Consider the following 23,227-nt stretch of genomic DNA (forward strand, 5'->3'; position numbering starts at 1 on the left):
TCTTTAGCTTATTGAAACACTGGTAATAATTTTTTGAGCAATATATTTGTGCATCGCTGTGGTTGGGTGGGTAACACCCCAGAAGACATATTTATCTGAACCGTGTTGTGCGCAATCATTGGTTAAACTATGGCTGATGAGATAATCCTTTGATGAACTACGATTGATATCCATACAAGCATCTTTTGCATTCACAAAACCATATTTTTGAGGTTCAGACGTGACGTTTTCAAATATCTGATATGCATCGACAAATGTAATATTGATGCCTTTTTGTTTATAATAAGCCGCTTGTTCTTTTATAAAGAGATTGAACTGTTTAATTTGCTGACTGACTAAAGCAACTTTATCTGCGGTGGCGTATTTAAATTGAGGCGCTTTACTCGCATCAGGTAATGTCATCAGTAAAATATTTTTGGCACCTGCATCGGTTAAACGAATCAACGCTGTACTGTAATCACTTTTTACTTCAGTCACATTACGGTCGTAATTCATAAAATCATTAAGACCAAACTCTAGAGTAAATAACGTATTTTCAATGTGATAATTTTTTGCAGATTTCATGTATGTGTTGAACGATGAAATCTGATCATAAATACCAGTAAGAATGCCATATTCATTTACACCTGCAGCGCCACCAACAGCCCAGTTATATAATGGCAATTGTTTTGCGTTGGCAAGATATTCTGTCCAAACTAGACCATTACTGAAATGGCCTAGGAACCAGCTATTACTATTTGGAAATAGCCATTGTGATCCATTAAAAGTATTACCCGTATCTGAAAGGCTATCACCAAAAGCAACGATTCTATTGATTGTATTAGCTTGATTCGCAGTATCATTAGTCCAGATTGTATGACTATAAGATGCCTTTATATCTGAAGCATAGAACGTAATGTCAGCATTTTCATTATTAGTATCGATAGATGCAGCACAGCGTTGTGCGATTGCTTTATTTGATACATCAGTATAGAACATATTCTTAAATGAAATAGACGACCACCAATAACCTGGTAGTTTATAATAACTATTATCATTATTTTTAGCCCATGCCCAATCCGTTGCGGGTTCATCATGGCTGACACTGGTGCGATACCAGCATTTTACATAGGTATAAGTATTGTTAGTATCGGGTGTGACATTTTGTTGTGATGGATGATTTTCAATATGTTGAACGTTATCAGAAGCAGTTGCAGCAAAAGGGGTTAATAACGTTAATAGTAAATATGCCTTGTTCATGACAGTCCTTTATTTTAATAATTCTTTTTTAATTACAGTTGTTAATTACAGTGATAAATAACATCCACAGACAATGTCAGTGGTTGCATTGTTTTGCTACATTAATAGAGCCAGCAATAAGAGTCATGTTTTATATTCCATAGTGGGATGTTCTTCTAATAAATTGATTAATTAGACTATTTTGGTTTTGATATGCAAGCATATCGTATCTTTATTTAATCAACTGTAAATTGACGTTATTCTTTATGTGAATAAATGAAGGTATGGTTTGCGGTTAAAGCGCTAAGAAAAGTGGTTGTGAGCGATGTTTTACCATGATGGCTAAATTATCATGGAAGATAACTAATATGCTGAAATATATTATTAAACAGTGATGATATTGTTAATTTTATGCGGAGTAATTGGGTCAGTCACGATGGGGATATGACAATTCTGTTTTATGTTATAATACCATCAGTGTTTCCAATTAGATAAATGAACTATGCTTGGCTATTACCTTCATACAAAAAATGCGCAACAGGCATTAGATGCCATCAAGCAAGGACTTTCTAGCGTCCGAATATCGACAGATCTTAATCTCACAGAGCAAGACTTTATCGTAAATGATCAAGGTTTAATTCTTGATGAAGAGAATCATCTTTCTATTGCTGATCTGAAAAAAATCGTTAAAAAAACGCAAAGAATTTATCTTTGTAATGATGGCGAGATGGATCCGTTAGAAGATCGCAGTGTAGGTTATTACAAATTAGCACCAACAGAGGGTGCGCCACTGCTTGAGATAAGTGGTGTTAAAATGCATATCTCGAAAGGAACCGATCCTTTCAAAAGTGCATCAGAGATGGCGCAACAAGCGGTTCGTTGTGGTGATAATGTACTCGACTGCTGCAGTGGTTTAGGCTACGCCGCGATTGCCGCACACCGTTTAGGTGCTAAAAAAGTATTAACCATTGAACTAAGCGAATCTGTAATGGGTTTACGTGCTCAGAATCCTTGGTCAAGTGATTTGAACAATGATGGGATTGAACAACGTCAGGGCAGTAGCTTTGAGTTGATAGAGACAATGCCTTCGATGTCTTTTGATGCCGTTATTCACGATCCACCACGTTTTTCTCTTGCTGGTGAACTGTATAGCGAAGAGTTTTATAGTGAGATTTACCGTGTGTTACGTCAAGATGGACGTCTTTTTCATTATACGGGTAATCCGCATATCATGAAAAAAGGCAGCGGTTTTGTTGATGGAGTTATCCGTCGATTAAAAGCGGCTGGTTTTAAAAACATACAGAAAATTGATCACTTAATGGGTGTGAGTGCCCAAAAGTAATGCGGTAGAGTAGGAGCCGAAAATAATTATGCGCAGTTGCGAGTAATTGTCACGGCTCCTTTTTTATTGGTGCTTAATCACGATTATTTGTTTTTGTTTTTCTTTATAACATGATGCGCTTTATTGCCAGGATGATGAAATTTTGAATTGATCACTCTATTGTCAATAACGGTTGGTATTTCTATTTTTTGGCTGATCTTTTTGTTATTTGGGTTATGGAATTTTGAATTTATAACGTCAGTACTAGAGAAAGCTGATGTTGAAACAAATAATAAACAGAAAATAAAAGAAAGTTTCATATGAATTGTCCTTTTTTCATGTGCATACTTATAATTCTATATGTTATAGCTATATTAAATTATAGCTGTTATACATGTATGCGAATAAACTTACATTTATCCTTATGCCATTATAATGATTATTATCAAAGACAATTATTATTGATATGTGACCAACGTCAAACGTGAAATTATTTAAAATATGACATTATGGAAAGAGGCTAGATGGCCATTATGTTTTTATAATGGCTATCTCATTAAAATAACTACTTATTATCATTAAGAATAATATTGAGATACATTTCTTTTGCCATCGGAATTAAATTGGTGTTTTTTGTTATTTGTAACGATGCAAGTAGGCCATTAAAGATTAATTCTGCTTGCTGTGATTTAAGTTCAGCATTATTAATATTATTTTCAATTAACAACGCTTTAATCATATCGACACGCATATTCTTATAGCCACTGCATATATCTGCAATATTATCGTCAGTATGGTTAAATTCACTATAGGCTAATTGAAAATAACACCCATTAAATAAATCATCTTTTACTAATGCGACTAAGAGATCAAACCGTTCTGATAGCTTTTGTTCGAGTGTTAGCGATGGGTCAGAAAACGTAAGATCGAGGTGATTCAAGGCGCGTTCACTGAATAAAATAAGCGCTTCTTTTATAAGATTTTCTTTTGAAATGAAATATTTATATATGGTTGCTTTTGATACTCCTGTTGCAGTCGTAATCGTATCCATGCTGGTGCCATGGAAGCCATATTGCGCACATAAAGTGATTGTTTTATTAATAATATTCAATCGCTTTTCTTGTTGTTTATTCATGAATCTTACCTCTTTTGTCATTCCCTTGATCATAACAAAATAAACTGTTTAGTTCAAAACTCTTGACAGATAAACGCTCACACACTAGATTGAACTGAACAGTTTAGTTCAATCTAGTTAGGTAGGATCAATATGGAAAGTTTAAGAACAAATACAGTAGCACCACCAGCAACAACGGTAGGGTATAAATTAGGTGTTTTCGGCGTTGTGTTAGTTTTATTGTGGATTGGTATTTTTAAATTTACGCCAACGGAAGCGGCAGCAATTGAACCGCTTATTAAAAATCATCCCTTAATGGGGTGGACATACCATTTCTTCTCAGTCCAAACCGTGTCTAATCTGGTTGGTTTAAGTGAGATAGTGGTGGCCATTGGGCTTATTTATGGTTTCTTTAATCCTAGAGTAGGTTATTTTTCTGGTCTTATCGCTAGTGCTATTTTTATCATGACACTTAGTTTCTTATTTACGACACCTAATACTTGGAAAATAGTTGATAGTGTTCCTGTAGCGAACTTCTTTTTAGTTAAAGACATTCTATTTCTAGCAATTGCAATAATGGTTGTTGAACACAATAAAAAACTATTATCAGCGGCAAATAAACAATTATAAAACTCAACTCATTCTATAATATATAGCGATGCTCTTTGAACATAAAGAGGGTCGCTGTTATATGCTAGTTGAGACTTTAGGGGTAATATATTGTCACTTAATTAGTTTACATATAATCGGAGTAATAATAGTAATGGCATTACCGATAAAATTTATTGCAACAGATATGGACGGTACTTTACTGAATGATGTAAATGAGCTTCCGCATGATTTTTTAGACGTATTTAATGCGTTAGATGCCAAAGACATTTTATTTGCTGCCGCGTCTGGTCGACAATATTTCACGTTATTAAAAATGTTTGAATCCATAAAAGATAAGATACTTTTTATTGCCGAGAATGGCACTTTAGTGATGTATCAAGGTAAAGAACTTTACAGTGCAACCATTCCTAAAATTGAAACGGATACTATTATTAATACCGTCCGCAATATTGAACATACGCACATTGTTTTATGTGGCAAAAAATCAGCTTACACAGAGACTAAGGATAAACAGGCTCAGCAAGAAATCATGAAATATTGTCATCACATTATGTTTGTTGATGACTTATTAGATGTCGATGATGAGGTGATTAAAATATCAGTATTAAACTTTAACGGTACTGAAGAACATGTTTATCCATTCGTCACCCCTTTATTTTCTGATACCCATCAAGTTGTTGTTAGTGGTAAAACATGGCTAGATTTTATGGATAAACAAGCATCCAAAGGGCAGGCGATTAAGGCTATGCGTGATCAATTTGGATTTACATTTGAAAATAGTATGAGTTTTGGTGACTTCTTCAATGATGTTGAAATGCTTAATGAAACCTATTTTAGTTACGCAATGAGTAATGCTCATCCTGATATTAAAACATTAGCTCGGTTTATTGCGCCAAGTAATAATGAGCAGGGCGTTGTTACTGTAATTAAACAGCAGGTGTTACAGTGTCACGAATGATAGGTAAGAGATGCCCTTTTTACGCTTAAGTGAGAAGATAAATTCCATTGACAAATATTGGTAATGAATTACATTCTTATTTAGGTTGTTGATATATTGCATAACCAAGGCGCATTTTATGAATACAGATGAACTATTTCCTTTATATGTCATTATTTCTGTCGTTGTTTTTTTATTCTTTATGTTCTTTTTATTTATACAGTTATACCTAAAAGCAAAAAAAGAAAATATTGGGGGTTGCTGTAACGCAGAAGTAAAATCACCATCAAAGAAAAAAAGGAGCAATCATCATTAATTGTTCCGTTGAAAGAACACCATTATGCAATGTGATGGTGTTTTTTGTATTGAAAGATAAATAGATAATATGATGTGTTCGTTTTACTATAAATTTTGAGCATATTATTTAATGTAGATCAGCTTTATCGCTCAAGTCATTGGCTTTTTGATTAAAATTAACCTCATTAACAGGTAGAATATTCAATATTAATAATAAAATGTTGGAATAATTACTGTTTATGACATCTTCAATCAAATTTATCGCAACAGACATGGATGGCACGTTACTGAGTGATGATAAGGTACTTCCTGCTGATTTTTACGAAGTATTTAATCAATTGGATGCTAAAAATATTCTGTTTGCTGCGGCGTCTGGCCGACAGTATCAGAGCTTAGCGAATACGTTTGAGCCAATTAAAGACAAGATGTTATTTATTGCTGAAAACGGTACGTTAGTGATGCACCAAGGCAAAGAGCTTTACAGTTCAACCATTCCTACTCCTGAAATTCATGCCATTATTACTAGTATTAAAACGATTGATAATACCTTCATTGTTCTCTGTGGTAAAAATTCTGCTTATACTGAAACAACAGACGAACACGCGCTAGAAGAAATTAAAAAATATTACCATAATCTTGAATTCGTTAATGATTTACTGGCTGTTAACGATGAATTTATTAAGATTGCGGTACTTAACTTTAATGGTACCGAGGCGCTGGTATATCCCATTATTGCGCCGTTATATTCTCAAACTCATCAAGTAGTGATCAGTGCTAAAGTATGGCTTGATGTGATGCATAAAACCGCCTCTAAAGGTGCTGCGATTAAAGAATTACAACGTATTTTTGATTTTACGTTTGAAGAAAGCATGAGCTTTGGTGATTTCTTAAATGATGTTGAAATGCTAAAAGAAACCTATTTTAGTTATGCAATGGACAATGCTCATCCTGAAATTAAACAACTAGCGCGCTTTCATGCACCGAGCAACAATGACCAAGGTGTAATGACAGTGATTAAAGAGAAAGTATTAAACTAAATATTGGGACAGAGTATTGATTTTATTTAGATATTAACAAATTATTCAAACTGTTTTGATGATGATGTTTTTAAATATAATGAAGCAATACAGTGAGTTGTATTTGTATTCTTAAATAAAGGGAAAGGAATGTCACCTCAACGCATATTTGCCAGTGTTGCACTTGTTATTGCTTTAGGATCGCTAGAAAAAAGTATTGTTACTACACCATTATCTCTTATTGGTCAGGATCTCAATGCAGGACAGGCATTAACTTGGGTCGTAACGGCTTATTTATTAGCAGCAACCGCTGTTCTTCCTGTTTACGGTAAATTGAGTGATATTTTCGGCCGTGTAAAGATGCTCAATGTGAGTATTGTCTTATTCATGTTAGGGTCTATCGCATGTGGATTATCTGACACGTTAGGCCAATTAATTGCAAGTCGTGTTTTGCAAGGACTGGGTGGCGGAGGCTTAATTGCATTAGCCTTTACGGTGATTGCAGACAGTATTCCTGCTCGTATTGTCGGTAAATATCAAGGTTATATTTCGATTGTTTATGCGGTATCCAGTATTGCAGGGCCATTACTGGGTGGTTTTTTTGCAGAACATCTTAACTGGCGCTGGATCTTTTGGATCAATTTACCATTAGGTTTACTGGCTTTATTGATGGTTAATCGTACTTTATCTCATTTAAGTAAAGGTCGAAAATCGCCATTTGACTGGAAAGGGGCGGCACTGCTTATCAGTGTGACGACACTGGTGTTATTACTGTTATCTCCTGAATCTCAACTTCCAATAGGTTGGGTGTCAGGTGCGTTATTGTTATCGTTAATACTGCTTTATATTGTGGAAAAATTTGCGAAAGATCCAATCCTTCCTGCTCGTTTAGCGCGTTTGCCTGGTTACTTAGTTAGCGTGAGTTTAATTTTATGTTCACAGTTACTGATGTTTGCCGTGTTGGTTTATTTTCCTTTACAGCTTCAATGGCAAAAAGGATTAACCGCATCAGAGAGTGGATTATTTATGATGATCTTCATGTTTAGTATTACAACCGGCGCATTTATTGGCGGTAAGTTAATCGCACGTTGGGGTAATTATAAAATTTTCGTCATGCTTGGATTTTTAATGACTGCCTTGGCTTTATGGCAATTACATTTTGATTTTGAAGTGAAATTAGCACTTATTTTTGCCGGTCTTGGATTGGGTTTTACATTGCCAGCTTTAAGTGTGGTTGTACAAAATGTATTACCACCGCGAGATCGTGGTATTGGTATGTCATTATTTAATTTTGGACGTGAGTTAGGCGGTGCTATTGGTGTTGCTGTTTGTTCTGCGGTTTTCCATTTCCAATTGCCTGATAATGTGTTGGCGAGTAGTGAAAATGGTTTAGCGGGGGTTGATTCTCGTCTGTTAGAGTCTGGGTTTACTTCAACTTATCTTATGATGGCAGTCGTCGCTGTCGTTGCCTTGATTTTGGCTGTGTTTGCCTTAAAGAAACGCCCATTATCAGATGAAGTTGAGATAGATTCATAAATAAATCAATTGTGGAATAATGTGATACAAAGACTGAGGGTAATATCTAAATAAAGCGGGTTAATCACAGTATTATTATTCAGAGGCGAATGTTGCCAACTGAAAGTGATACAAATCTAACTATTGGGATTATTGAGTATCTCCTACAATTTGATAGGAGTAATGTCTTTATTCAAGAATACTACTATTCAGAGGTGATTATGAGTTTGTTTTATGTTGATAAAAATGCGCAAGATAACGGCGATCATGAAATTCATACAGCAACATGTAGCCACAGCCCAGGTTCAAAAAATTGTGATGCGCTTGGTTATCATACTGCCTGTAGTACTGCATTAGAGGCAGCTAAAAAGATATATCCTCAATCAAATGGTTGCTATTACTGCTCATATTCCAGTTATACATCTGAAAGTAAGTAAAATATTACTAGTGACGTAATAATACTGATTATTACGTCACTATTTTTTTGCCTGTAATTTCCTCCCTGTATTTCATCTTTGAACCTTATAGTAGTAAATTAATTGTTGATATTGGCACGTTATAATCACAATCTAGTGTAGTATTCACGTCATAGAAAGCGTTAGTGTCAAAGGGTTAAAATGGAAATCGATTATAAAGTTAATCATCCGATTACAGTAAATCAATACATTGAATTAATGAACAAAACAGCACTAAATGAATGTCGATCAATTGATGATGAAGCGATTGTCCAAGGCATATTAAACAACAGTAATTTAATTGTAACGGCATGGGTTGATGAGCAGCTTGTTGGTTTGGCGCGTGCAATGACAGATTTTTATGATTGTTGTTATTTATCTGATCTTGTGGTTGATGAAAGTGTTCAATCGATGGGCATTGGTAAATACCTTATTTTAGTGGCTGCAGAATCTGTGGCTGAGCGTTGTAAAATAGTTTCATTATCCGGCCCAAAAGCAGCAGGCTATTATTCTAAAATTGGTTTTAAAGAACAGAATAGTGCGTGGGTATTAACGGATATTAGTGAGTTAGTCCTGCCTTAATATAATGGTTATATTGCTTGTTATGAGTAGTACGTTATATAAAGTCATAATTACAGTGTAATAAGAAGATCTGATTATTGTCTTGTCTATCTATTGACCATGTTAGTAGATCAATGCAAAAAAATAGAGATTGGACTATCATATTACTTGCTATAAATCTGTATCTTGGTGTAATTTCTCACCACTATTTATTTTTGGAATAATGATCATGCCAAAGGCTAGTGATATTAAAAAATTTGCTGCTATTGAACTTAACGGTAAAGTAGCTTTAGTTAAAGAAATTACTAAGCTAACGCCTAGTGGTCGTGCAGGCGCAAGTCTTTACCGTATGCGTATTTATGATGTTGCAACGGGCTCAAAATCAGACGTTAGCTTTAAAGCTGATGAAATGATTACATTGGCAGATTTCCGTCGTCAAAAAGCATCTTTCTCATACATCGATGGTGAAGAATATGTGTTTATGGATGATGAAGACTACACTCCATACACTTTCACTAAAGAAGCAATTGCAGAAGAATTACTGTTCATCACTGAAGATACTAAAGGTATTGAAGTATTGACTGTAGACGGTGCACCTGTTGCACTAGAACTACCAGCAACAGTAGAACTAACAATTGTAGAGACAGATCCGTCAATTAAAGGCGCATCTGCAAGTGCTCGTACTAAGCCTGCAACATTGTCTACAGGTCTTGTTGTTCAAGTTCCTGAGTACATTGCAAATGGTGAAAAAATTAAAATCAACACCGCTGAACACAAGTTCATGAGCCGTGCTGATAAATAATAATTAGTTATTATTGTTTTATAAAGCCAGTGTCGTTTATTCGACGCTGGCTTTTTTATACTCATCGTAAACATAATGCATAGGGAATAATGTGGTTCAGACAATAACGATTGGTGTTGCTAAAAAAGAAGATTTATATGCGGTGTATCAGTTAGAACAGCGGTTGTTTGGTGAGCATGGCTATCCTGATTTTTTTATTCGCCAAGCTTATGATTGTTGGTCCGCTGGATTATTAGTCGCTCGTGATCTCGATAATGTTGTTGGCTATGTGCTGTGTGCGCCTCAGTTTAATGATCTGTCATTAACAGCATCAGAAGGGTGGATATTGGCGTTAGCAGTTGATACTAGCGTACAGGGACGCGGTGTGGGTAAAAAATTAATGCAAGAGGCCATGGCTACATTAGCTGGATGCAAAAAGCTCTGGTTAACGGTACACCCGAATAATCATGCTAAAAAGCTCTATCAACAGTTGGGTTTTAAGGATGTTGAACAAGAAAGTGATTATTTTGGTCTCGATCAACCACGCGTAAAAATGGTACACGCAGTGGTGTGATCTGCGGTTACATAAAGAATAGTTATAAAAAAAGGGTATCTAAGATACCCTTTACTTCTTTCAACTGTTCGTTGAAAAATTAAACGCGCTCAACGTTAGCAGCTTGAGGACCTTTTTGGCCTTGCTCAACGTCAAAAGAAACTTTTTGACCTTCAGCTAGAGATTTGAAGCCTTCACCAGTGATAGCACGGAAGTGAACGAATACGTCAGCGCCGCCATTGTCTTGAGTGATAAAACCGAAACCTTTCTCATCGTTGAACCACTTAACGATACCAGTTGCTTTAGACATGTTATGTCTCCTGAAAAAATAAATTAATAGCGTACATTACGCTGTTTTACTTATGTACAAAAGAATAATGAACCGCTTCAGGACAACTGTGACCATTTGAACAGTGTATCGAAGTTTTCTCTTTCAATTTGTTGCATAAATAGGCCTTTAATAAAACCATGAGTATTAGGCCATTTTCACTTTAAAAGGGCAAGTTTCTCTTGTAAGAACAAACCAATAATGTGACCCCTTTAACAAAATAACATGTTGGAATATTATGCTATTTCATGCTTATGGTGAGAAAGGTGGAAGTGGTCAAAAAAGGATAAGGTTTTTATGCTATATCAAATAGTATTAGTGTTTATTAAGCTTGCATTTATGCGGAGATCTATAACCAAAGAAGGTTTTTTTTATGCGTATTATAATGGCTGAAATAGAAAAAAGGGCCTAATGAGCCCTTTAATATTGTTACTGTTCAAGGTTACGTTATTAGACTCTTTCAACGTTTGCTGCTTGAAGACCTTTAGGACCTTGTTCTGTTTCGTAAGACACCTTCTGGCCTTCAGCTAAGGTTTTAAAGCCATCACCACTAATCGCACGGAAGTGTACAAATACATCAGCACCGCCGTCATCTTGAGTGATAAAACCAAACCCTTTTTCTTCGTTAAACCACTTAACGGTACCTGTTGCTTTTGACATGTTGTCTCCTGATCAATCTATTCATCACACGGTATAGCCAATATTTGATTACGGAGCGATTTGAGTGTTGAACTCTGTTGCTGATCATGAAGATGACAGCGAAGATATCCTTGTTCAGATTGCTTTAAATGTAAATAAGTACTGGTCTACTATGAAGATTAGGCGGTGATTGGTGATTTGCAAATCAAATTGATTATTTTTATGCAGAAAACATCATTAATTGTCGTGTCATCATTATTTCTTTGGTCTTTCATCTAAATGTCTTGTTTGTCAGTAATTATCTCAAATGTTTCTTGAACGAAATCAAAGCAAACTTAAATAAGAAAGGGCATAATTTAGCCAAGGAAATATCTTTGGGCGTATGTTAACGCATCACCTAGATGATAATCTGCGGGTATTACTTGAGTTTACAGCAGATTTTCTGTTATAACGATTTTAGAAAAAAACTGAGACTCGACGGTTATGTACTAGGAAGTGCATTTTTCCTAATTATTAGCATTAAATCAGTTTCACAAGGCTTTATTTTCAGACTAAGGACAAAACATGAACAACATCCTTGAACTTGTTCGTCAGACTCGCCGTAAAAATAAACTTAAACGCGAGATTCTAGATAACGATCGTAAAATTCGTGATAACCGTAAGCGTGTAGAATTACTAGAAAACATGCTGGATTATATCAAACCAGATATGAGTCACGATCAAATTTTAGAAATCATCGAAAACATGAAAGGTGATTACGAAGATCGTGTTGATGATCATATCATCATCAGTGCTGAGCTATCTAAAGAGCGTCGTGACGTTAGCAAAAACGTTAAAGACCTTAAAAAAGCAGAAATTACAGCACACAAACATAACTAATTTTATGTATGTAGGCTAATAAAGACCTGGGCTATTATGCTCAGGTTTTTTTTGCTTATTTTTTATGGCAATGTTTAGGTAAGAGTAAGCAAATAATGACAAGGCATAAAAAGAGCCCGAAACGATTCCTGTGTCGGGCTTAGGGGAATGGCTCACTAATGAGCCTTGCGCTAACTGGTTATGTCTGGAATTTGATTACACTATCAATATTAGTTTAGCTTTGACGATTTTCCAGTTTTTATGACAAGCTATTGCTTATTTCATCAATAAATTGGTGGTTAACTTTGGCGCATTGAATAAAATTAGATATCAAACAAGTTAGTATCGCGTACTAATTCGCGAGGTAAACCATTTTTAATTCGATTTCCAACCCATTTACCGATGCCAATAGGGTAATCACGGTAAGTGACAATAACTTCACCTTTACCTGTTAAGTCTTCAGGGCGAATATCTCGTCCCATAAACCACTCTTTAGCTTGTGCTGCGGTTAATGCGATAACAACGGACTCTTGACCTGTCGCCAGTGTCATGATCGCTTCATGCTGCCAGCGATAACCTTTCTTATGTTGTTCAGCAAGCTTAATACCGATACGTTGGAAGCGAATTTCACCAATTAATGGTTTAATTTGTGACGGGAATAGCCACACTTCTTTATCACGTAGCCAAATATCACTGTTTGTCGATAAATGGATATTAAGATCGGTATTGAGTTGGTCAGCAATCAGTTGTTGTTCATCGGCTTTAACTTGAGTAAATGGGAATTTACCCATCCGTTTTTTAACTGGATCGGTATCAACGGAAGCATGTTTACGAATCCGTGCAACAAAGAAGCCTTCACTATCAAAAACCTGAGGATAAACGTGTAAGAAGCCTTCAGTCGTTAATGCTTTGGGTGCGCTTTCAAATAACCCCCCTAAAGATTCAAATTCAACGGCATCACCAAAGGTTTCTTTTAGGTAATGACAGACTTCTTGGTTTTCACGCTGGTTAAGGGTACAGGTTGAATACACCATAACGCCGCCTGGTTTTAGTGCTTGGAATGCACTAACAATTAATTTGCGTTGTACTGCGGCAATTTCATCGATGGACTCAAGGCTCCAGTTCGCCATAGCATCATCGTCTTTACGAATCGCGCCTTCACCAGAACAGGGGGCGTCGAGTAAGATTGAGTCAAACGCTTCAGGAGCCCATGTACCAAAGACACAACCATCAAAGTGCGTTAAAGCTGCGTTATGGACGCCACAACGCTGTAGATTGGCGTGTAATACTTTAATGCGGCTTGCAGCAAGTTCATTTGCTACTAATGCGCCTTTGTTTTGCATCGCACAAGCAATTTGAGTTGTTTTAGAACCTGGTGCTGATGCCATATCAAGCACGCAATCAAGGGCGTTGTTGTTATCAAGTAAAGCGGTAACCGGCATCATTGAACTGGCTTCTTGAATGTAAAACAATCCAGCCATATGTTCAGCAGTGTTACCTAATGAAACGCTTTCTTCATCCTCACGTTTGATCCAAAAACCTGTATCACACCAAGGAACAGGGGTTAAGGTCCAATCTTTATCAGCAACGCGAGTAAGAAAGTCAGCCACACTTATTTTAAGTGTATTAACGCGAATGCTGCGACGTAGCGGCGTTTTACAACAGCTAATAAACTCATCAATACTCAGATTTTCTGGCATTGTATGCTTGATGAGATCAATAAAAGCGTCAGGAATATAGATATTAGGATGCAAGGTAGCACTCTCTGTCAAACTAGCAATGTCGGGATTCTATACTAAATAGGAACAAATATATATCAGCTATCAATGCTTCTAAGTTTGTTATAGATAAGGGCTGATTATCCGTTTTATATTGTGTACAAAAACCGTATTCATTTGCGTTAAGCGATCAAAAAAGGAGCATTAGATGCTCCTTTTATAATAGGGTGTTTATGTGACTATTTAATAGGAATAGCGGTGCGCCAACTTACCCATTGTGGATTCACTTCTTTATTAAGTAAAAAGTGTTTACCTTGTTTTGCCTGTGGTGCCAATGGTTGTGTTGCAGGTGTTGCAAATGAAATCCCACCGCGTAGTAAGCTATCAAATGTTCCTGCTTTGACTTTAGCACCTGTAATACCTACATCAACATTTAATCCAGAAGCATTCCAGAAAACGCTGTTAGCACGAACAAGGTGACGATATTTTTGTTCAATTTGAACGGTAATTAATACCCGATCAGCCAATGTGCCTAAAGCAACATTAATGACTTGTCCAACTTGAATATCACGGTAAAGTAGTGGTGTTCCTTCACTGACTGAGCCTCGTTGTTCACTTTCAAGAATAAAGGTTTTTCCCGCGTCAAATAATTCAGCAGAGCCTAATGTAAAACGATTAGCGCTGACACCATTACCCGGTTGCACTGCAATGTAGGAGCTTAATAATGAGTCTAAGTTTTCACTGCCACTTAAACTGATTTTTGGCTTCACAATCCAGAAGTAACTATCTTTACGCGCAATGATATTGGCATATTGAGGGAATAAGCGTGCTTCTACAGTGACATTATTATGGTTAAAGTTTGGCTTGATATTATCCACTTTACCAATGATGACACCTTGGTATTTGATCGCGGTTGATTTTGAAATCGAACGCGCATCATCAGCCGTTAAGGTGATCATTACACCAAAATGTTGAGCATCACTTAAACTTGAGTAAAGCTTATAATCATTACCTGAACGATTAACTACACCTTTAATTGAATCAAATGCAATGCCACCTTTTAATAGCGTTGAGAGTGGATCTGCTTTGATTTTAACGCCGTTAAGTCCGGCTTCAACTTCAACCCCTGAGCGGTTCCAAAAGACGGTATTACTGTCGATTAGATGGCGGTATTGCTTTTGTATATTGAGTTTAATTTCAACCCCTGAGGTTGTAAGTGAAAAACTGGTGATTTCACCTACTTGTAAATTACGATAAAGCACGGGGCTACCTTCAGAGATAGGTGGCAAGTTTTTCGCTACAAGTGTTAGTGTTGTAAAGCCTTTTAATTTATCATCAGCAAGTTTAGCTAAGTGTCTATTTTTAAATAGAGAATATTGCTTTTTAATCCCCGGTTTGCCACTTGCAGTAAAGCTTATTGCACTGCTTATTAGTTGGTCTGCTGCGGGAATAGAAACGTCGACACCTTTATTACTGATATTGGCTTCAATACCCCCATCAATAAAGAATCGACTGTGAGATCGAACTAAATGAGTATATTGCGGTTGAATTAATGCATCAAATCGAACCTGATCACCATCGAGTTTTACTGCTGTTATATGACCAACATTAATACCACGGAAACGCAGTGCTGTACCGGATTTTAAGCCATAGCTCTTGTCTGCAAAAAGAGAGAATACAGCAACACCGGGTTGTTGTTCTTCAAGTGCATTTTGGGTAATAGCGGTAAAGTGACGGGTTTTTTTACCTTCGCCGGGAATTAAGCGTAAATAGTTACCGCGTACAAGGTTACCAATATTTTTAACTCCAGAAAGTGAGACTTGTGCTTCTTCAAGTAATAATCGAGACCCACTATTGAGCAAATCACTCATGCTTGGCTCAATTGCAGCGTGAGCAATAATCTTATTAGTTTTATCATCTAACTTTAGATCGGAAATTTTACCAATTTGTAAGCCTCGATACATAATTGGCGCGCCTGAATTACTGACGTCATTGTTATCTGGCAATGTAATAGTGATCGCAATACCACGCCCAGCAGTATTAATGTCTGGATAGAGGTTAAATAAGTGTCCTTCATCAATCGGTTTGCCAGCATCAGGTGAATCAAAGGCAATTGCTCCGGCAATGAGTGCTGATAGACTTTCAAATTGAACATCAACACCATTAAAACCAATATTGGCATTTACACCGCTAACATTCCAAAAGCGACTTTTATTGGTGACTAAGTTGGCATAACGAGGCTTGATAAGTGCATCAATTAAGACTTCTTTTTTATTAGCACTAAGTGTGTAGTTATAAATTTCACCAACAGGGATCTTTTTATAAAAAATTTGGGAGCCAATACTTAAGGAACCTAAATTAGGGGCTTTTAATTGCAGGGTTAAACCATTGTGTGCAGGTAAGTTGGAGGGTTGATTTTCAAGTGCAGTAAACTTGGTCGCAAACTCACCAGTACCTGGTTGAAGGGCAATGTAGTTACCAGATACAAGCGCATCTAACCCGGAAATACCAGTAATGGATGCTTTGGGTTTAACGAGCCAAAATTGAGTATGTGTGTGTAACGTTTTGACTGCTTCCGGATAAATATCAGCAGACACATAAATACTTTTAAGATCTTTTGATAGTGTCACATCTCGAACGATACCGACTTCTAAGCCTTGATAACGAATTGTTGTACGGCCTGCAACTAAACCGACAGCATCATTAAAGTGAATTTGGATACGTTCGCCACCTTCATTAACTGCTTTATATAATAACCAGCCTGCGACAATAATGGCGAGAAGAGGTAATAACCATAGGGGAGATAAGCCGCGGTCACGACGAATATTAACCTTTTGGGGTTGTGTGTTATTTGCTTCGTTGTTCATATTTGTCCCAGATTAGACGAGAATCTAAGCTCTCTGCTGCTAACATTGTTAAAATAACGACCATGGCAAAAGCGATTGCTCCAGGTCCTGGCGTGAAATCAAGAATTTGTCCACGATCGATTAAAGCGACCATAATCGCGATAACAAAAAGATCCATGACTGACCATTTTCCAATCCAATGCACAATTCGAAAAATACGCATACGTTGTAGGCGGTGTCGATGCTGTTTAAATTGAATGCATAACAATATATATGCTAATCCAATAATTTTAGCGACGGGAACAACAATACTAGCCACAAATATAATGATGGCAATGCCTGTCATTCCTGTTTTAACGAGCCCAGCGACTCCTGAAAAAATAGTATCTTCAATACGCTTGCCATTATTCATAAAGATAGAAATAGGATAAAGGTTTGCGGGTAAAATGAAAATACTGGCGGTAATAAGGTAAGCCCATGTTTTTTGTAGCGACTTAGGAATTCGATGATGCAAGTGGCTATTACAACGGCGGCAATTGGGTAATGCTTCTTGAGTTAATTGACAGCAATGGCAAACAGTATCGAGCTTATCACTGATATGTTCATCTTCTGGCTGCCATGCATCCCAGTAACGACGAACACTAATTTTCGTTAGTAATACTGACAGTAAGATTTGCATACTGATTAAACAATATAACCCTACACCAACATAAATTTCAGCGACTTCTTGTACTTTAAAACATGAAATAGCCAAGCTGACTAAAAAGACTTCCAACATTGTCCATTGTTTTAAATGGGATAAAATCCATAACGATACTTTAAAAATACGGAAATGGCGAAAACGTAATGAGAACTGTGCCCCTAAAACAGCGCTGATAAGTAACAAGGGGGCAATGGCGCTACAAAAAAGTATTAATATGGCGACGGCGGGAAAAGTTGGAGCAAGTGCAATGGTGCCAGATGCCAATGTAGCAGGGATCATTTGACCAACAAGACGAATAGTAATTAGCGGTAAACTAATAGTGGGGATATAAATAATAAGACAAGCAACCGCAAGCGCTAATTCTGCATTAAAGTGTGCAATACCACCGCGATAGAGTCGAGTATGACAACGTGGGCAATAGGCACTGTGTCCTTGCGTTGCCGTTTCGGGCAGCACAAGTAAATCGCAGCCTGGGCAGCGTCGAGCCTTCGACATGGTGCGTTTCTTCCTTTTGTAATTAGGTGCACAAAAGCGCTCATTGAGTGACGAGTTATCCATTGTTTATATAAACGATGAATACTCTCAATGAGCGCCGATCGGTGACACTATATTATTTTGCGTTGACGCTGGCTACTGCTTCGTGAGAATCGATATGATGAGAAGGGACGTCAGCTGATTGAATTGACCCATAAAGTGTTTGATACAGTCCTTGTGTATTGACTAATTCTAAGTGTGTGCCTGACTGGCTAACTAAACCATCTTCAAGTACATAAATAATGTCAGCTTGTTTTACTGCAGATAAACGATGAGCAACAATAAGCGTGGTTTTGTTTTTCAAAAAACCATTAAGTGCGGAATGTAGTGCTGCTTCTGTTGAGGTATCTAATGCTGATGTCGCTTCATCAAGAATAACAAACTCAGGATTGGTTAGCACCATACGCGCAATGGCTAATCGTTGACGCTGTCCACCTGATAAGCGAATACCTTGACGGCCAATTTCAGTATCTAAGCCATGGGTTAAGCGTTCTGTTACATCAGCAAGTTGAGCGATATCTAACGCTTGCCATAATTGCTCATCACTAAATGATGCGCCAAGGGTTAAGTTATGACGTAACGTTTCATTAAATAGTACGGGTTGTTGTAATACCACCGCCATTTTTTCACGTAAGGCTTCATAGCTAACGGCTTCAATAGGATGGTTGTTTATTAAAATATCACCACTGCTTTTTTGATAAATACCTAATAGCAATTGAATTAATGTCGATTTACCGCCGCCAGAGGCACCCACCAAAGCCACACGCTTTCCTGCTGGAATATCAAGGTTTAAGCCGCAGAGCACTTCTTTGTCGTTATCATAAGAAAAATGTAAGTTACGAATTTTAATTGCGATAGTTTGATCGTCATTAAAAGGATAAACCGTTGCTGGTGGACGAGTTTCTTCTTCCAGTGATAATAAACTATTAAGGCGCTGCATTGCTGCAGATGCGCCATACCAAGCGAATTGAATACCCAATAATTCTTGAATTGGTCCTAGCATAAACCATAGATAACTAAAGACAGCTAACATTTCACCAATGGTTAAATTACTAAATAACACCATCAGCATGGCGGCAGCACGAAATATTTCAAATCCGATTAAGAATAAGAGAAAGGAAACACGACCAGCGGCTTCTGATTGCCATGCATATTTATCAGCGCTGTGGCGAATATCACTGGCATTACCTTTTAATTGATCTAAAAAATCACGTTCACGGTTAGATGCTCGTAATTGGTATAAGCCATCTAAAACTTCAATTAGACGGTGTTGAAAGACTTCATAAGATTTGTTTTCTTTACTTTTTAAATTCTTAACACGACTTCCCATGAGCTTAGAGGCATAGACAACAATAGGGTTGATGATCAAAATAAAAAGTCCAAGCTTCCAATCTAACCATAAGAGAACGCCAGCAGTACCAACGACGGTTAATAGCCCAATAATAAAGCGGCTTAGTGTATCGCCAACAAATTTATCAATCGTCTCGACATCAGTAATAAGGTGGGAACTAATACCGCCGCTGCCACGCTCTTCATACTGACGCATACTTATACGACCTAATTTATCCAGTAAATGTTGGCGTAAGTTATAGGTTATATCTTTTGATACTAATGTAAATTGTCTACTTTGCAGTATATTCAATGCCTGACTCGCCGTACGCATTAATACAACCAAGACTAGTACTAGTAGAATATACCCCGTCGCATTGTGCCAAGCCGAAGGTAATAGGGCGTTGAGATAAGTGATGCCTTCACCGGGTTTATGTAATAAAACTTCATCCACCATTAATGGCATTAAAAGTGGAATAGGGACACTGATCAAGGTTGCGATAACCGCAATAATGTTCGCAACAATTAATCTTGGTTTATGTAACGTCGCTTGTTGTAGCAACCAAGACCAATTAATCATAAGATGGTTCTTATCTTTCACTGTGAGAATAATTCCTATTATCAATTTTATTCTTGTTATTCTAACGGCTATATACGGAGTAAGCTATGGAAAATACACCCGCTTTTTATAATCGTCTCACTCAACAGGCATTGGCGTTGATTGAAGGTGAAACGGATCTTATTGCTAATATGTCTAATATTAGTGCGTTATTAAATATGGAGTTAGAACAAATTAACTGGGTGGGGTTTTATTTACTTAAACAAGACCAATTAGTCTTGGGTCCATTCCAAGGAAATCCAGCTTGTGTTCGTATTCCTGTTGGACGAGGTGTGTGCGGTACCGCGATTTCTGAGAATAAGGTGCAACGTATTGCTGATGTACATACTTTCCCTGGGCATATCGCTTGTGACGCTACAAGTAATTCAGAAATCGTAATTCCGCTTACAGTGAAGGGGAAATTAATCGGCGTGCTGGATATTGATAGCCCAAATTTGTCAAGATTTGACCAAAATGATGAACAAGGTCTACTTTCTTTTGTAGAAGCACTACAAAAAGTACTCTAATTTCATGCTTTCGGTGGTTTTTCCTCGTTAGGTAATTATAATAGCAGCACTATTTCTTTTTGAACAAAGCACAAATAACGAGCAATCCTCGTTTATGTCAGGAAACTCCATGGAAAACTCTGAAAAGTTAACGAACAGTAAAGAAGTTATTGCATACATCGCTGAGCGTTTCCCAAAATGTTTCACTGTTGAAGGTGAAGCGAAGCCACTTAAGATTGGTATCTTCCAAGACCTTGCAGAGCGTCTTAATGAAGATCCAAAAGTAAGCAAGACTCAGTTACGTACAGCTTTACGTCAATACACATCTTCTTGGCGTTACCTTCACGGTGTTAAAGCGGGTGTGAACCGTGTTGATCTAGATGGTAACGATTGTGATGTTCTAGAGCAAGAGCACGTTGATCATGCGCTTAAAGCTTTAGAAGAAAGCAAAGCTAAAGTACGCACTCGTCGTAAAGAGCAAGCAATTGCAAAAGCGGCAAAAGAAGGCGAAGCTAAAAAAACACGAGCAAAAACAGTTAAATCTAACAACACTAAGCCAAAAACAGCTACTATTAAAAAGAAGCCTGTAGAGACAACACGTGTGCTTAATGCTGATGAAGTAATCGTAGGCAAAAATGTTCAAGTGAACATGGGTTCAGGTAACATGCCTGCGACTATTGTCGAAATTAACAAGGACGATGTGCGAGTTCGTTTAAATAATGGCCTAGTAATGGCTGTTAAAGCGGAGCACTTGCGTTCATAAAGGAGAATGCGCGACACATGAATTGTCGATTCCGTTTCTCACTGATAGCTGCTGGCATGGTACTAGCAGCTTCGGTTCAAGCCTCTGAGGCTAAGTATTCATTAAGTGATGTGCCGCATCTTGCTTCTGAAAAGCAGCATGCAACGGCGAGCACTAGGGTGGCTTCGCGTTATATGCGTTCTCACTATAAGCATTTTACGCTTGATGATCAGTTTTCTGGACAAGTATTCAATCGTTATATTGAAATGCTTGATTATAATAAAAGCTTTCTTAACGCAACAGATGTCAAACAGTTTGGTAAATGGAAAAGCCAGTTAGATGATCAACTGAAATCAGGGAATACATCAGCTGCGTTTGATATTTTTAATAAAGTCCTTCAACGTCGTTTTGAGCGGTATCAGTTTGCGCTTACGCAATTAAATACTGAAATAAAATTCGATGGTAAAGATGATTTTGTTATTGATCGTTCAGAGCTTGAATGGCCAAAAGACAATACTGAACTGAATGAGATTTGGCGACAACGCGTTAAATATGATGCGCTAAATCTTAAACTAGCAGGAAAGAAGTGGCCTGAAATTCAAAAGACGTTAACTAAACGCTATAACAATGCGATTAAACGTCTAACACAAACACACAGTGAAGATGTATTTCAATTATATATGAATGCTTTTTCACGTGAGGTCGATCCACATACAAGTTATTTATCGCCACGTAATGCTGAACAATTTCAGGCAGAGATGAATCTGTCATTAGAAGGAATTGGTGCAGTATTGCAGGTTGAAGACGACTATACCAAAATTCGTTCTTTAGTTGCTGGTGGACCAGCGGCAAGTTCGAAAAAAATTACAGCAGGTGATCGCATTATTGGCGTAGGTCAAGAAGGCAAGAAAGTTGTTGATGTTATTGGTTGGCGTCTTGACGATGTTGTGCAGTTAATCAAAGGGCCGAAAGGCAGTAAGGTTATTCTGGATATACTACCTGAAGGCAATAATGCAAAGAGTTACACCGTAACTATTGTACGCGATAAGATTCGTCTTGAAGATCGTGCAGCGAAGTCGGAAGTGAAGACTGTCGATGGTAAAAAAATTGGTGTACTTGAAATTCCAAGCTTTTATGTGGGACTGTCAGAAGACACCAAAAAAGAACTGGTCAAATTAAACGATCAGAACGTAGATGGTGTTGTGATCGACTTACGTAATAATGGCGGTGGTGCATTAACTGAAGCGACAGCATTAACAGGACTCTTTATTGCAAGTGGACCTGTCGTGCAAGTTCGAGACAGTTATGGTCGAATTAAAGTAAATGGTGATTCAGATGATCAAATTTCTTTTGATGGCCCATTAACTGTATTGATTAACCGTTATAGCGCATCAGCGTCAGAAATATTTGCTGCCGCTATGCAAGATTACGGACGTGCTATTGTTTTAGGTGAACAATCTTTTGGTAAAGGTACGGTGCAACAACACCGGTCATTAAATCATCTGTATGATTTATTTGATAAACCATTAGGCCATGTTCAATATACTATTCAAAAATTCTACCGTATTAATGGTGGAAGTACTCAGAATCTAGGTGTTGTGCCTGATATTTCTTTTCCTTCAGCTATCGATCCTGCTGAAACAGGAGAGAGTGTTGAAGATAATGCATTACCTTGGGATAGTATAAAACCAGCAGGTTATAAGAAGTTACATAATTACACTACGCTTGTACCGAGACTAACCGCTGACCACCAAGCTCGTATTAAAAATAATATGGAGTTTGGTTTTATCAATGAAGATATTTTGACCTATAAAAAGGAAAAAGATATCAATACGATTTCATTGAATGAAAAGACACGTGTAGCTGAACAAGATAAAGAAGATTCAGATCGTTTAGCCCGCTTAAATAAACGTCAAAAAGTATTAGGTAAAAAACCTTTTGCTGATTTGGATGCGGTGCCAAAAGATTATGAAGCACCAGATGTTTATCTTGATGAAGCTGTCGCGATAACAGCAGATTTTAGTGATCAGAAACAATCGTAATATT

The 23,227-nt window shown here is 37.2% G+C and carries 23 protein-coding genes; 14 read left to right on the top strand and 9 right to left on the bottom strand.

Annotated elements, in window-relative coordinates:
- Positions 1 to 3: 3 nt before the first annotated feature.
- On the bottom strand, positions 4 to 1,239 hold the full coding sequence (locus tag ACJZU6_RS09020) for an SGNH/GDSL hydrolase family protein (protein ID WP_408900137.1): 1,236 nt from the start codon (positions 1,237 to 1,239) through the stop codon (positions 4 to 6).
- 481 nt (positions 1,240 to 1,720) lie between these two features.
- On the opposite strand from ACJZU6_RS09020, the gene ACJZU6_RS09025 reads away from it, so the two are divergent.
- Positions 1,721 to 2,560 (top strand): methyltransferase domain-containing protein, encoded by an 840-nt coding sequence (locus ACJZU6_RS09025; RefSeq protein ID WP_080157499.1) that lies wholly within the window; start codon positions 1,721 to 1,723, stop codon positions 2,558 to 2,560.
- 83 nt (positions 2,561 to 2,643) lie between these two features.
- Here the strand turns inward: ACJZU6_RS09025 and ACJZU6_RS09030 are convergent, their stop codons facing one another.
- The gene (locus tag ACJZU6_RS09030) at positions 2,644 to 2,859 is read right to left on the bottom strand and encodes a hypothetical protein (protein ID WP_080157497.1); all 216 of its coding nucleotides are present in this window, start codon (positions 2,857 to 2,859) and stop codon (positions 2,644 to 2,646) included.
- A gap of 245 nt (positions 2,860 to 3,104) precedes the next feature.
- Positions 3,105 to 3,674 carry a TetR/AcrR family transcriptional regulator gene (locus ACJZU6_RS09035; protein ID WP_408900138.1) on the bottom strand — a complete coding sequence of 190 codons (570 nt, stop codon included), beginning with the start codon at positions 3,672 to 3,674 and terminating at the stop codon, positions 3,105 to 3,107.
- Positions 3,675 to 3,806: 132 nt separating this feature from the next.
- Here ACJZU6_RS09035 and ACJZU6_RS09040 point away from each other — a divergent pair, with 132 nt between their 5' ends.
- The 9 genes from ACJZU6_RS09040 to ACJZU6_RS09080 all read left to right on the top strand — a co-directional run bounded on the left by ACJZU6_RS09040 (position 3,807) and on the right by ACJZU6_RS09080 (position 10,401).
- Positions 3,807 to 4,283 carry a DUF417 family protein gene (locus tag ACJZU6_RS09040; protein ID WP_080157494.1) on the top strand — a complete coding sequence of 159 codons (477 nt, stop codon included), beginning with the start codon at positions 3,807 to 3,809 and terminating at the stop codon, positions 4,281 to 4,283.
- 133 nt (positions 4,284 to 4,416) lie between these two features.
- The gene (locus tag ACJZU6_RS09045) at positions 4,417 to 5,223 is read left to right on the top strand and encodes a Cof-type HAD-IIB family hydrolase (protein WP_080157492.1); all 807 of its coding nucleotides are present in this window, start codon (positions 4,417 to 4,419) and stop codon (positions 5,221 to 5,223) included.
- Between the two features lie 118 nt (positions 5,224 to 5,341).
- On the top strand, positions 5,342 to 5,518 hold the full coding sequence (locus tag ACJZU6_RS09050) for a hypothetical protein (RefSeq protein WP_327768900.1): 177 nt from the start codon (positions 5,342 to 5,344) through the stop codon (positions 5,516 to 5,518).
- A 220-nt stretch (positions 5,519 to 5,738) separates the two neighbouring features.
- Positions 5,739 to 6,536: a Cof-type HAD-IIB family hydrolase gene (locus ACJZU6_RS09055; RefSeq protein WP_408900139.1), complete on the top strand. Its 798-nt coding sequence runs from the start codon at positions 5,739 to 5,741 to the stop codon at positions 6,534 to 6,536.
- Positions 6,537 to 6,665: 129 nt separating this feature from the next.
- Positions 6,666 to 8,051, top strand: a complete 1,386-nt coding sequence (locus ACJZU6_RS09060) for an MDR family MFS transporter (RefSeq protein WP_080157488.1) — start codon at positions 6,666 to 6,668, stop codon at positions 8,049 to 8,051.
- 200 nt (positions 8,052 to 8,251) lie between these two features.
- Complete coding sequence (locus ACJZU6_RS09065; RefSeq protein WP_080157772.1) at positions 8,252 to 8,467, top strand: hypothetical protein; 216 nt, start codon at positions 8,252 to 8,254, stop codon at positions 8,465 to 8,467.
- Positions 8,468 to 8,647: 180 nt separating this feature from the next.
- Positions 8,648 to 9,067 (top strand): GNAT family N-acetyltransferase, encoded by a 420-nt coding sequence (locus ACJZU6_RS09070; protein ID WP_080157485.1) that lies wholly within the window; start codon positions 8,648 to 8,650, stop codon positions 9,065 to 9,067.
- A 208-nt stretch (positions 9,068 to 9,275) separates the two neighbouring features.
- Positions 9,276 to 9,848 carry an elongation factor P-like protein YeiP gene (gene yeiP, locus ACJZU6_RS09075; protein ID WP_080157483.1) on the top strand — a complete coding sequence of 191 codons (573 nt, stop codon included), beginning with the start codon at positions 9,276 to 9,278 and terminating at the stop codon, positions 9,846 to 9,848.
- Between the two features lie 91 nt (positions 9,849 to 9,939).
- A complete protein-coding gene (locus ACJZU6_RS09080; RefSeq protein WP_306341422.1) occupies positions 9,940 to 10,401 on the top strand; it encodes a GNAT family N-acetyltransferase in 462 nt (153 codons plus the stop codon).
- Between the two features lie 79 nt (positions 10,402 to 10,480).
- On the opposite strand, the gene ACJZU6_RS09085 is transcribed toward ACJZU6_RS09080, so the two are convergent.
- Complete coding sequence (locus ACJZU6_RS09085; RefSeq protein ID WP_080157481.1) at positions 10,481 to 10,690, bottom strand: cold-shock protein; 210 nt, start codon at positions 10,688 to 10,690, stop codon at positions 10,481 to 10,483.
- Positions 10,691 to 11,158: 468 nt separating this feature from the next.
- Entirely contained in the window at positions 11,159 to 11,368 is a 210-nt protein-coding gene (locus tag ACJZU6_RS09090; RefSeq protein ID WP_080157479.1) for a cold-shock protein, read from the bottom strand.
- A gap of 543 nt (positions 11,369 to 11,911) precedes the next feature.
- Here ACJZU6_RS09090 and ACJZU6_RS09095 point away from each other — a divergent pair.
- Positions 11,912 to 12,226: a DUF496 family protein gene (locus ACJZU6_RS09095; RefSeq protein ID WP_080157478.1), complete on the top strand. Its 315-nt coding sequence runs from the start codon at positions 11,912 to 11,914 to the stop codon at positions 12,224 to 12,226.
- A gap of 302 nt (positions 12,227 to 12,528) precedes the next feature.
- On the opposite strand, the gene rsmF is transcribed toward ACJZU6_RS09095, so the two are convergent.
- The 4 genes from rsmF to ACJZU6_RS09115 all read right to left on the bottom strand — a co-directional run bounded on the left by rsmF (position 12,529) and on the right by ACJZU6_RS09115 (position 19,915).
- A complete protein-coding gene (gene rsmF, locus ACJZU6_RS09100) occupies positions 12,529 to 13,959 on the bottom strand; it encodes a 16S rRNA (cytosine(1407)-C(5))-methyltransferase RsmF (RefSeq protein WP_408900140.1) in 1,431 nt (476 codons plus the stop codon).
- Between the two features lie 203 nt (positions 13,960 to 14,162).
- Complete coding sequence (locus ACJZU6_RS09105) at positions 14,163 to 16,790, bottom strand: MlaD family protein (RefSeq protein WP_327779131.1); 2,628 nt, start codon at positions 16,788 to 16,790, stop codon at positions 14,163 to 14,165.
- Positions 16,771 to 17,967: a PqiA/YebS family transporter subunit gene (locus tag ACJZU6_RS09110; RefSeq protein WP_408900141.1), complete on the bottom strand. Its 1,197-nt coding sequence runs from the start codon at positions 17,965 to 17,967 to the stop codon at positions 16,771 to 16,773. The genes ACJZU6_RS09105 and ACJZU6_RS09110 overlap by 20 nt, the downstream gene beginning before the upstream one ends.
- Positions 17,968 to 18,082: 115 nt before the next feature.
- Positions 18,083 to 19,915, bottom strand: coding sequence for an ABC transporter ATP-binding protein (locus ACJZU6_RS09115; protein WP_080157472.1), 1,833 nt, complete (start codon positions 19,913 to 19,915; stop codon positions 18,083 to 18,085).
- An 86-nt stretch (positions 19,916 to 20,001) separates the two neighbouring features.
- On the opposite strand from ACJZU6_RS09115, the gene ACJZU6_RS09120 reads away from it, so the two are divergent.
- The 3 genes from ACJZU6_RS09120 (at position 20,002) to prc (ending at position 23,223) form a co-directional block, all read left to right on the top strand.
- The gene (locus tag ACJZU6_RS09120) at positions 20,002 to 20,460 is read left to right on the top strand and encodes a GAF domain-containing protein (RefSeq protein WP_107275864.1); all 459 of its coding nucleotides are present in this window, start codon (positions 20,002 to 20,004) and stop codon (positions 20,458 to 20,460) included.
- Between the two features lie 109 nt (positions 20,461 to 20,569).
- Complete coding sequence (gene proQ, locus ACJZU6_RS09125; RefSeq protein WP_080157469.1) at positions 20,570 to 21,202, top strand: RNA chaperone ProQ; 633 nt, start codon at positions 20,570 to 20,572, stop codon at positions 21,200 to 21,202.
- Between the two features lie 17 nt (positions 21,203 to 21,219).
- On the top strand, positions 21,220 to 23,223 hold the full coding sequence (prc, locus tag ACJZU6_RS09130; RefSeq protein WP_080157468.1) for a carboxy terminal-processing peptidase: 2,004 nt from the start codon (positions 21,220 to 21,222) through the stop codon (positions 23,221 to 23,223).
- Positions 23,224 to 23,227 lie beyond the last annotated feature (4 nt).

Origin of the sequence: Photobacterium piscicola, from assembly GCF_046058925.1 — a bacterium.
Lineage (GTDB): Bacteria > Pseudomonadota > Gammaproteobacteria > Enterobacterales > Vibrionaceae > Photobacterium > Photobacterium piscicola.

Excerpts from the sequence above, each read along its gene's own strand:
- ACJZU6_RS09020 (WP_408900137.1), bottom strand. The coding sequence starts at position 1,239 with ATGAACAAGGCATATTTACTATTAACGTTATTAACCCCTTTTGCTGCA.
- ACJZU6_RS09025 (WP_080157499.1), top strand. The coding sequence starts at position 1,721 with ATGCTTGGCTATTACCTTCATACAAAAAATGCGCAACAGGCATTAGAT.
- ACJZU6_RS09030 (WP_080157497.1), bottom strand. The coding sequence starts at position 2,859 with ATGAAACTTTCTTTTATTTTCTGTTTATTATTTGTTTCAACATCAGCT.
- ACJZU6_RS09035 (WP_408900138.1), bottom strand. The coding sequence starts at position 3,674 with ATGAATAAACAACAAGAAAAGCGATTGAATATTATTAATAAAACAATC.
- ACJZU6_RS09040 (WP_080157494.1), top strand. The coding sequence starts at position 3,807 with ATGGAAAGTTTAAGAACAAATACAGTAGCACCACCAGCAACAACGGTA.
- ACJZU6_RS09045 (WP_080157492.1), top strand. The coding sequence starts at position 4,417 with ATGGCATTACCGATAAAATTTATTGCAACAGATATGGACGGTACTTTA.
- ACJZU6_RS09050 (WP_327768900.1), top strand. The coding sequence starts at position 5,342 with ATGAATACAGATGAACTATTTCCTTTATATGTCATTATTTCTGTCGTT.
- ACJZU6_RS09055 (WP_408900139.1), top strand. The coding sequence starts at position 5,739 with ATGACATCTTCAATCAAATTTATCGCAACAGACATGGATGGCACGTTA.
- ACJZU6_RS09060 (WP_080157488.1), top strand. The coding sequence starts at position 6,666 with ATGTCACCTCAACGCATATTTGCCAGTGTTGCACTTGTTATTGCTTTA.
- ACJZU6_RS09065 (WP_080157772.1), top strand. The coding sequence starts at position 8,252 with ATGAGTTTGTTTTATGTTGATAAAAATGCGCAAGATAACGGCGATCAT.
- ACJZU6_RS09070 (WP_080157485.1), top strand. The coding sequence starts at position 8,648 with ATGGAAATCGATTATAAAGTTAATCATCCGATTACAGTAAATCAATAC.
- yeiP (WP_080157483.1), top strand. The coding sequence starts at position 9,276 with ATGCCAAAGGCTAGTGATATTAAAAAATTTGCTGCTATTGAACTTAAC.
- ACJZU6_RS09085 (WP_080157481.1), bottom strand. The coding sequence starts at position 10,690 with ATGTCTAAAGCAACTGGTATCGTTAAGTGGTTCAACGATGAGAAAGGT.
- ACJZU6_RS09090 (WP_080157479.1), bottom strand. The coding sequence starts at position 11,368 with ATGTCAAAAGCAACAGGTACCGTTAAGTGGTTTAACGAAGAAAAAGGG.
- ACJZU6_RS09095 (WP_080157478.1), top strand. The coding sequence starts at position 11,912 with ATGAACAACATCCTTGAACTTGTTCGTCAGACTCGCCGTAAAAATAAA.
- ACJZU6_RS09105 (WP_327779131.1), bottom strand. The coding sequence starts at position 16,790 with ATGAACAACGAAGCAAATAACACACAACCCCAAAAGGTTAATATTCGT.
- ACJZU6_RS09110 (WP_408900141.1), bottom strand. The coding sequence starts at position 17,967 with ATGTCGAAGGCTCGACGCTGCCCAGGCTGCGATTTACTTGTGCTGCCC.
- ACJZU6_RS09115 (WP_080157472.1), bottom strand. The coding sequence starts at position 19,915 with ATGATTAATTGGTCTTGGTTGCTACAACAAGCGACGTTACATAAACCA.
- ACJZU6_RS09120 (WP_107275864.1), top strand. The coding sequence starts at position 20,002 with ATGGAAAATACACCCGCTTTTTATAATCGTCTCACTCAACAGGCATTG.
- proQ (WP_080157469.1), top strand. The coding sequence starts at position 20,570 with ATGGAAAACTCTGAAAAGTTAACGAACAGTAAAGAAGTTATTGCATAC.
- prc (WP_080157468.1), top strand. The coding sequence starts at position 21,220 with ATGAATTGTCGATTCCGTTTCTCACTGATAGCTGCTGGCATGGTACTA.